This window comes from Bacteroides sp. An269 (assembly GCF_002159755.1).
Lineage (GTDB): Bacteria > Bacteroidota > Bacteroidia > Bacteroidales > Bacteroidaceae > Phocaeicola > Phocaeicola intestinalis.
On the sequence record NZ_NFJG01000013.1, the window covers coordinates 42,890 to 51,121 of the forward strand.

The window sequence follows — 8,232 nt, forward strand, 5'->3', positions numbered from 1 at the left end:
ATGAAGTTTGTGATAATCGTTCCTTGTTACAATGAGGAGGCTGTGTTGCCCGAAACTACTTACCAGCTTTCACGCGTGCTCGACGGTTTATTAGAGCGTGGGGTCATCGGGCATGGGATGATTCTGTACGTAGATGACGGGAGTAAGGATGCTACGTGGGGGCTGATACAGAAGTATGCCGAAGAGAATCCGTATGTGGAAGGATTGAAGCTGGCTCACAATGTGGGACATCAGCATGCCTTGTGGGCAGGGCTGGAATGGGCATCGGCACATGCCGATGCTGCCGTGTCTATAGATGCCGACCTGCAAGACGATGTAGAAGCCATCGGCACAATGGTGGATTATTATAATAAAGGTATAGATATCGTGTACGGTGTGCGTCGCGAGCGGAAGACCGATACGTTCTTCAAGAAGCATACGGCGCTGGCTTTCTATCGGCTGATGCGTGGCTTGGGAGGTGAGATTGTGTACAATCATGCCGACTTTCGTCTGATGAGCCGGCGTACTTTGCAGGCATTGGTATCGTTTCCGGAGCGTAATTTGTTTTTGCGGGGTATGGTTTCATCACTGGGCTTTCCTTCGGCACTGGTATATTACGACCGCAAGGAACGTTTTGCCGGAGAGTCGAAGTATCCGCTGAAGAAAATGATTAGCTTTGCACTCGATGGCATTACGTCTTTCTCGGTGCGTCCGTTGCGTTACATCACTTATCTGGGATTGTTTTTTATGCTGATAGCCATACTTGCCATTTTTTACGGACTCTGCTCGTATGCCGAAGGCAGTGCCTTGCCCGGCTGGACTTCTCTTCTGGTATCGGTGTGGTTCATCGGTGGAGCTATTCTATTGGCGTGCGGTATCATAGGCGAATATGTGGGCAAGATATACAAAGAAGTAAAACAACGTCCGCGTTATTTCATCGAGCAGACCACTGAGCGGCTGAAATGAATGAAGACAATGATACAGAGAAAAAATCTGTGCCTCTGTGTCCCGATATGTTTAGCTTGTCATTGAATGATTGACCGATGGGGCGCTTCATTTGTTAATGTTGCGAAAATGTAGCTGTGCACACTTAAACTTCCGGTAAATCTTAGGCTCTAATAATAAATTTGTAATTTGTTTAGTAATATGAAAAACAACAAGAATTTGTTATGGGTTATGGGGCTCATGGCAGCGTCTTTTTCGCAAGCACAGGACTTGCGGTTGAATGATAGCTGTTATTTTGAGCGGCAAGGAGTCAATGTGCTGGTTTTCAGTAATAGTTTTAATGGTGGATTCAATGACGAGAAGAACTCAGGCATTGAAATTATCCAGCATGGCATTCGCGCCATTCAAGGGGGGGCTGTCCGCTTGAATAATACTCCCGAGCAATGGGACTTGGTGCCAAAGATGACTTTTCGGAAGGTGGACCGTGAGCAAGGAAGCATTGAAGTAGGCTTGCGCTACGATGACTATGATTTTGATAGCCGGATTGTGGTTACAGCCAAAGGTGAAGCGGTAGAGATAGCTGTATGGCTTGATAAGCCTGTGCCCGAAAAGCTTGTGGGCAATGCGGGGTTGAACCTGGAGTTTCTTCCGTCAAGATATTGGCTGAAGACATTTACGATGGATGGCCGTTTGAATCGGTTCCCGCGTTATGCTACCAGCCAGACTGTTGCCCGCCCCAATAGCGAGAAACCTCGGCAGTTTAAAGGATTCAAGACTTATGATGACCGCGGTACAGGATGTTTCGTAGACCCTCTTCCACTTGAAACTGGACACAGCATTACGATGGCAATGGATGACCCGGAACGTATGATCAGTATTCGTAGCAATGATGCGGAACTGAAGCTTTACGATGGGAGGATGTTGGCTCAGAATGGCTGGTTCGTGCTCCGCAGTGTCCTGCCTCAAGGTAAAACGGGTAAGGTAGTAAGTTGGATTGTAGAGCCTCATGCCGTTGAGGGATGGATAAGGAAGCCCAATATCGGATTCTGTCAGGTGGGTTACATGCCAGAGCAGCCGAAAGTCAGTGTTATTGAGTTGGACAAGCGCGATGTGCCGGAAGCCACCGCTGAACTGATGCGTATCAACAAGGACGGGACGATTTCGAAAGCTTACGAGGGGAGAGTTGATGTTTGGGGACCTTATTATAAGTATAATTATGTGAAGTTTGATTTTTCGGAGGTAAAGGAACCTGGTATTTATTACATTCAGTATGATACCGTGAAAACCAATAATTTCCTGATAGATACGAAGGTATACGACAAGATTACCGATGCTACCACAGATATATGGGTACCCATTCATATGAATCATATGTTTGTAAACGAAGGCTATCGTGTATGGCATGGAGAACCGTTCAAGGAAGGATACTTGCAGGCTCCGCCAAGTGATCATTTCGACCTGCATTACCAGGGGAGTGCAGCTGATACAAAATACAAGCCATTGGAACTCATTCCGGGCTTGAATGTCGGTGGGTTCTTTGATGCCGGAGATTTCGATATCGAGACTGGCGCGAATATCAATGTGGTAGAGAATCTGATTCGTGTATGGGAGCTTTTCAAGCCGTTACGTGATGAAACCTTTGTGAGCGAAACGCAGCGTTATGTCGACCTGCACCGTCCCGATGGAACTCCCGACATTCTGCAATACATTGAACACGGTGTATTGAATCTGGTAGCGCAGGCAGAGCAGATAGGACACATGGCTTCTACGTTGTCGAACTCAGTGCTTGATAATTATCATCACTTGGGAGATGCCGCATCCATTACTGACGGATTGCATTATGACCCCTCACTCAAGCCTTATGAAGTATCTGCGGATGGGAAGCGGAGCGGTACTCCCGATGATATGTGGGCTTTTACGACCCGTAATCCCCGGCTTGATATGCGTGCCGCGACAATGTTTGCTGCGGCAGCTCATGCATTGGAAGGTCATAATGACAGCCTTGCAGCACGGGCACTGAAGCAATCGAAGCGTCTGATGAAGGAAGCCGAAGAGCTTTTGAGCCAGCGTACCGAATCCAAGCGGAACAATGCGCGTACAGGACTGGGCGGCATAGCTGCTACCAATTTGCAACTTTATATCGCTACTCAGGAAAAGGAATATTTGGATGTATTTGAAAAAGAGATATGGAAGGAATTAGACCGGAACTTGAGGTTCAGTCTTCAGACAGCCCTTGATGCTATTCCTTATATGAATGAAGATTATCGCAAGCAGTTACGTCCTTATGTAGAGCAATATGCAACGTATATTCAAGATTTCGACCGGCAGAATCCGTATGGTGTGCCTATCGGTACAGGCAACTGGGCGGGAATCGGTCCGTTGCTCGGTTTTGGCACAACAGTGTGCTTCGCGCATCTGTATTATCCTGACATAGTAGCTAAGGATGAAGTATATCGTGCTGCTAACTGGCTTTTCGGATGCCATCCCTACCATAATTATTCATTTGTTGCCGCAGTAGGAGCTGCCCGTCCGAAGTTGGTCTTTTATGGAAATAATCGTGCCGACTTCTCATTCATACCAGGCAATGTAGCTCCCGGAGTGCTTTTCCGTAAGCCCGACCATTTTGAGAACTTTGATGATTGGCCCTTCCTGTGGGGGCAGAATGAGGGGACTATTGCTGGCAACACGCAATACATTATCTTTGGCTTGGCTTTCAAGCATATTGTTGAGGAGAAAAAATAAAAAATCTGTCTTGAAAGTAGATTGTATAGAGGTGTAGTATTCATGATAATCAATGCAAAGACGCGAAAGTGCTGTGACTTGTAAAATCATAGCGCTTTCGCACCTTTGCATTGATTAAAATATAGAGTATCAATTATTTTTGTTCGCACGTTTGCGTTCGGTCTCGTCGAGGATGATTTTACGCATACGCATGCTTTTGGGGGTTACTTCCACGTATTCGTCTTCCTTGATGTATTCCAGTGCTTCTTCCAGCGAGAATACCACCGGTGGAATGATGCGTGCCTTGTCGTCCGAACCCGATGCACGCATGTTGGTCAGCTTTTTCGATTTCGTGACATTTACCACCAGGTCGTTTTCGTGTACGTGTTCGCCTACTACTTGTCCGGCATATACTTCTTCCTGCGGATAGATGAAGAAGCGGCCGCGGTCTTGCAGCTTGTCAATGGCATACGCGAAGGCAGTCCCGCTCTCCATGGCAATCATCGATCCGTTGGTACGGCGGGGAATATCTCCCTTGTAGGGTTGGTATTCCTTGAATCGGTGTGCCATGATGGCTTCTCCTTGCGATGCAGTCAATACGTTGGTACGCAATCCGATAATACCGCGCGATGGCATATCAAACTCGATGTTCACACGGTCGCCTTGCGTTTCCATCGAAACCATTTCACCTTTACGGCGGGTCACCATGTCAATCATCTTGCTGGCAAATTCTTCGGGAACGCTGATGGTAAGTTCTTCAATCGGTTCGCAACGTACCCCGTCTATCTCTTTGTAAATAACCTGTGGCTGGCCTACCTGCAACTCGTAGCCTTCGCGGCGCATGGTTTCAATCAGTACTGAAAGGTGCAGTACACCACGTCCCGATACAATCCATTTGCCGTCTTCATTCTCGGTCTTGCGGACGCGCAGGGCAAGGTTCTTGTCCAACTCTTTCATCAGGCGGTCTTGTATGTGGCGAGAAGTCACATATTTGCCTTCTTTCCCGAAGAAAGGAGAGTCGTTGATGGTAAACAACATGCTCATCGTAGGCTCATCGATGGCAATAGGGGGCAGTGGCTCCGGATTTTCGAAGTCGCAGATGGTATCACCGATTTCGAATCCTTCTATGCCGATGATAGCACAGATGTCACCCGATGAGACCGATTGCACTTTCTTGCGTCCCAGTCCTTCAAATGTATGCACTTCCTTGATTTTCGATTTCAGCATCTGTCCGTCACGTTTTGCCAGCGTGATGTTCATGCCTTCGCTGATAGTTCCGCGATGCACGCGTCCTACGGCGATACGCCCTGTGTATGAAGAATAGTCGAGCGAGGTGATGAGCATCTGTGGTGTGCCTTCCAGTTGCTTGGGGGCTGGGATATATTTTACGATGGCATCCAGTAGCGGTTCAATGGTACCGGTAGGCGTTTTCCAGTCTTCACCCATCCAGTTGTTTTTTGCCGAGCCATAGAGCACGGGGAAATCCAGCTGGTCTTCCGTTGCGTTGAGGCTGAACATCAGGTCGAACACCATTTCGTATACTTCTTCAGGACGGCAATTCGGTTTGTCCACCTTGTTCACTACTACGATGGGTTTCAATCCGATTTGCAATGCCTTTTGCAGCACGAAGCGTGTCTGCGGCATCGGGCCTTCGAAAGCGTCTACCAGCAGGATACATCCGTCTGCCATATTCAATACACGTTCCACTTCACCACCGAAATCGGCGTGTCCCGGCGTATCGATGATATTGATTTTCGTACCCTTATAGTTGATAGATACATTCTTCGAAAGGATGGTTATCCCTCTTTCACGTTCCAAGTCGTTGTTGTCCAGCACCAGTTCGCCATTGGTCTGGTCGTTGCGGAACAGGTGTCCCGCCAGCATCATCTTGTCTACCAGCGTCGTCTTTCCATGGTCGACGTGGGCAATGATGGCAATGTTTCTAATGTCTTGCATACTATACCTATTATTTGGGTGCAAAGTTACTATTTTTCCGCAAATTATTCGAATCAATTCAAGTGTATTTGTTAAGTTTATATTTTGTATTTTTATGATTGGAGGATTAAATTTGCTCTGTTTGTATTGTTAATTTGCTCTGCAAGAATAATTATGGATATTAGCTTACCTCAAATAGATTTTATATCTTTGTGCTGTAAGTTATAATTATACTGAATATGCATAGTAAAACATATACATCTGCAAAACCTTTTGTGAAGTGGGTAGGTGGAAAGACACAACTTCTGGAAGATATAAGACGTTCTTTACCATCGGACTTTTCACAAAAGAAGGACATCGTTTATGTAGAACCTTTTGTGGGAGGAGGTGCCGTGTTATTTGGATAATACATTAACTTCCTAACCTAATATAATCAATGACATAAATTTTAATCCAATACATTCTTATGAAACAGTATGAGGCTGTTATTGAAACACTAAAGCGTTTAGGAGGAATTGCGACCCTTGGACAACTTTATCAAGAGGTTTTTAAAATAGAAGACTGCCAATGGAATACTAAAACACCATTTGCAAGTATAAGAAGAATAGTACAGGAACGTAAAGAAATATACAAGATAAAGCCGGGATTATGGGCTTTAATCTCCTGTCAAAAGGAACTTGAAGCTAATGGTTTTATTGTCGAAAATGAACATAATACAGACTCGACAATAATGAAAGATTTTAATCATTCGTATTATCAAGGTCTCTTGTTAGAAATCGGTAATTGCCGAAAGTTTTTTACGTATGTGCCTGAACAAGATAAGAATAAAAAATATGCAAGTGGTACATTAAAAGATATCCGTACACTTAATGCTATACCTCATTTCTCTTTTCCGGAATTAGTTCATAGAAGTTCAACCATAGATGTTATTTGGTTTAATGAACGAAAAATGCCATGTGCTTTTTTTGAAGTGGAACATTCTACAGATATACAAAACTCTCTTCTTAAATTTTTTGATTTACAAGATTTTTATAGTAAGATGTTCATTGTGGCTGATAATAAACGCATGAATGAGTTTGATAAGAAATTACACTATGGAGCATTCAAAGAATTGGTTAATAATAAAAGGGTAAAGTTTTTAAGTTATGATGCATTAAATAAACTATATAATCAGACCATTGAGAACCAGAAAAATCCAATCTTTATATAGATCACTTTTTAACATGATGTAAAATCAATAAATTCGCAAATGCCTGAAATATAGAATTAAAGCACCTACTCCAAATGATCTTTTCTGATCAAAAGAGTTATATAAAGATCTTTTGTCCTCTATGAATGTTTTTTGATATTCTTTTGTATTCCAAATATGAATATATAATGGAATACAACTTTGAAATAACAGAAACATTATCAAAGCAAATAGCCGTCCAATCTTCATCCGTAGAAGAAGCGTATAGGATTGTAAAAGGTTTATATGAGAATGAGAAGATTATACTCGATGCTTCTGATTTTATAGAGGTAGATATTTGTGAAAGGAATGATCCTTCAATAGATTATTTTCCTTCTTCAAATAGCCTCATATCTCCTTATTTCCGTTCCCCTGACCGCACCTTCACCCTCCTCCACGGCGATTGCATCGAACTGTTGAAGCAATTCAGTTTCAAGTTCGACATGATATTTGCCGACCCGCCTTACTTCCTTAGCAATGGAGGTATAAGTGTGCAAAGCGGTAAGGTGGTCTGTGTGGACAAGGGCGAATGGGACAAGGGCGGAACGCCGGAATACATGGATGCATTCAACAGGGCATGGATAAACGAGTGCCGGCAGAAGTTGAAAGACAATGGTACGATATGGGTCAGTGGCACATACCATAATATTTTTTCTATCGCCAATATTCTGACGGAGCAAGGCTTCAAAATTCTAAACGTAATCACTTGGGCAAAAACGAATCCTCCTCCTAATATTTCATGCCGTTATTTTACTCATTCAACGGAGTTTATCATTTGGGCACGTAAGTCGGCAAAAGTACCTCACTGTTATAACTATGATGTAATGAAACAAATTAACAGCGGCAAGCAAATGACAGACGTATGGCATTTGCCAGCCATTGCCCGATGGGAAAAGACATGTGGCAAACATCCGACTCAGAAACCGTTGGCAGTGTTGTCGCGTATTGTTCTGGCATCTACCCACAGCGGCGCATGGATTCTAGACCCTTTTACCGGTAGCAGTACCACTGGCATCGCTGCCAATCTTCTTGGAAGACGTTTCTTGGGTATTGACAAAGAGAAAGAATATTTAATTCTTAGCCAAAATCGAAAAAGAGAAATCGAGCAAATATCTGTACTTATGCAATTCCGCAAAAAGATTAAAGACATCGCCCTTTTGGACAGCATCGGCATTACATCTGTCGGTGAAGATGATACGTGTTATGGTGATTTGCCTTTTTAATTGCGGAAGTACAAATTTTGCATCATTTATTAGGAGACTTTTTGTTGGTTTATGTTTTGTATTTTTATAGCTGTAGGATTAAATTGTTTTGTATAGCCCACCGTCAAGTTAGAAGTGCAACTCCGCCACCGCCTTCCTCCGTCCTTGGAGCGTAGCGGAAAGGGCGGAGGAAGGCGGTGGAAGCCCGGAATCAGGGTCATC

At 44.1% G+C, this 8,232-nt stretch carries 5 protein-coding genes and 1 pseudogene; 5 read left to right on the top strand and 1 reads right to left on the bottom strand.

The genetic code is table 11. The features are described 5' to 3' along the window. Both B5F71_RS04580 and B5F71_RS04585 read left to right on the top strand, forming a co-directional pair. On the top strand, nucleotides 1–945 hold the full coding sequence (locus B5F71_RS04580) for a glycosyltransferase family 2 protein (RefSeq protein ID WP_087208012.1): 945 nt from the start codon (nucleotides 1–3) through the stop codon (nucleotides 943–945). A 180-nt stretch (nucleotides 946–1,125) separates the two neighbouring features. Beyond that, nucleotides 1,126–3,666 carry a glycoside hydrolase family 9 protein gene (locus B5F71_RS04585; RefSeq protein ID WP_087208014.1) on the top strand — a complete coding sequence of 847 codons (2,541 nt, stop codon included), beginning with the start codon at nucleotides 1,126–1,128 and terminating at the stop codon, nucleotides 3,664–3,666. A gap of 129 nt (nucleotides 3,667–3,795) precedes the next feature. Here the strand turns inward: B5F71_RS04585 and typA are convergent, their stop codons facing one another. Continuing rightward, complete coding sequence (gene typA / locus B5F71_RS04590) at nucleotides 3,796–5,601, bottom strand: translational GTPase TypA (RefSeq protein WP_022038992.1); 1,806 nt, start codon at nucleotides 5,599–5,601, stop codon at nucleotides 3,796–3,798. Nucleotides 5,602–5,819: 218 nt separating this feature from the next. Between typA and B5F71_RS04595 the strand changes: the two are divergent. The 3 genes and pseudogenes from B5F71_RS04595 to B5F71_RS04605 all read left to right on the top strand — a co-directional run. Then, a pseudogene (locus tag B5F71_RS04595) lies at nucleotides 5,820–5,981 on the top strand (DNA adenine methylase); the annotation flags it as partial. Between the two features lie 65 nt (nucleotides 5,982–6,046). Continuing rightward, entirely contained in the window at nucleotides 6,047–6,790 is a 744-nt protein-coding gene (locus tag B5F71_RS04600; protein ID WP_087208018.1) for a hypothetical protein, read from the top strand. Nucleotides 6,791–6,957: 167 nt separating this feature from the next. Further along, on the top strand, nucleotides 6,958–8,031 hold the full coding sequence (locus B5F71_RS04605) for a DNA methyltransferase (protein ID WP_158098035.1): 1,074 nt from the start codon (nucleotides 6,958–6,960) through the stop codon (nucleotides 8,029–8,031). Nucleotides 8,032–8,232: the final 201 nt, after the last annotated feature.

Bases quoted from the DNA above. Each gene is read 5' to 3' on its own strand.
- B5F71_RS04580 (WP_087208012.1), top strand. From the start codon at position 1: ATGAAGTTTGTGATAATCGTTCCTTGTTACAATGAGGAGGCTGTGTTG.
- B5F71_RS04600 (WP_087208018.1), top strand. From the start codon at position 6,047: ATGAAACAGTATGAGGCTGTTATTGAAACACTAAAGCGTTTAGGAGGA.
- B5F71_RS04585 (WP_087208014.1), top strand. From the start codon at position 1,126: ATGAAAAACAACAAGAATTTGTTATGGGTTATGGGGCTCATGGCAGCG.
- B5F71_RS04605 (WP_158098035.1), top strand. From the start codon at position 6,958: ATGGAATACAACTTTGAAATAACAGAAACATTATCAAAGCAAATAGCC.
- typA (WP_022038992.1), bottom strand. From the start codon at position 5,601: ATGCAAGACATTAGAAACATTGCCATCATTGCCCACGTCGACCATGGA.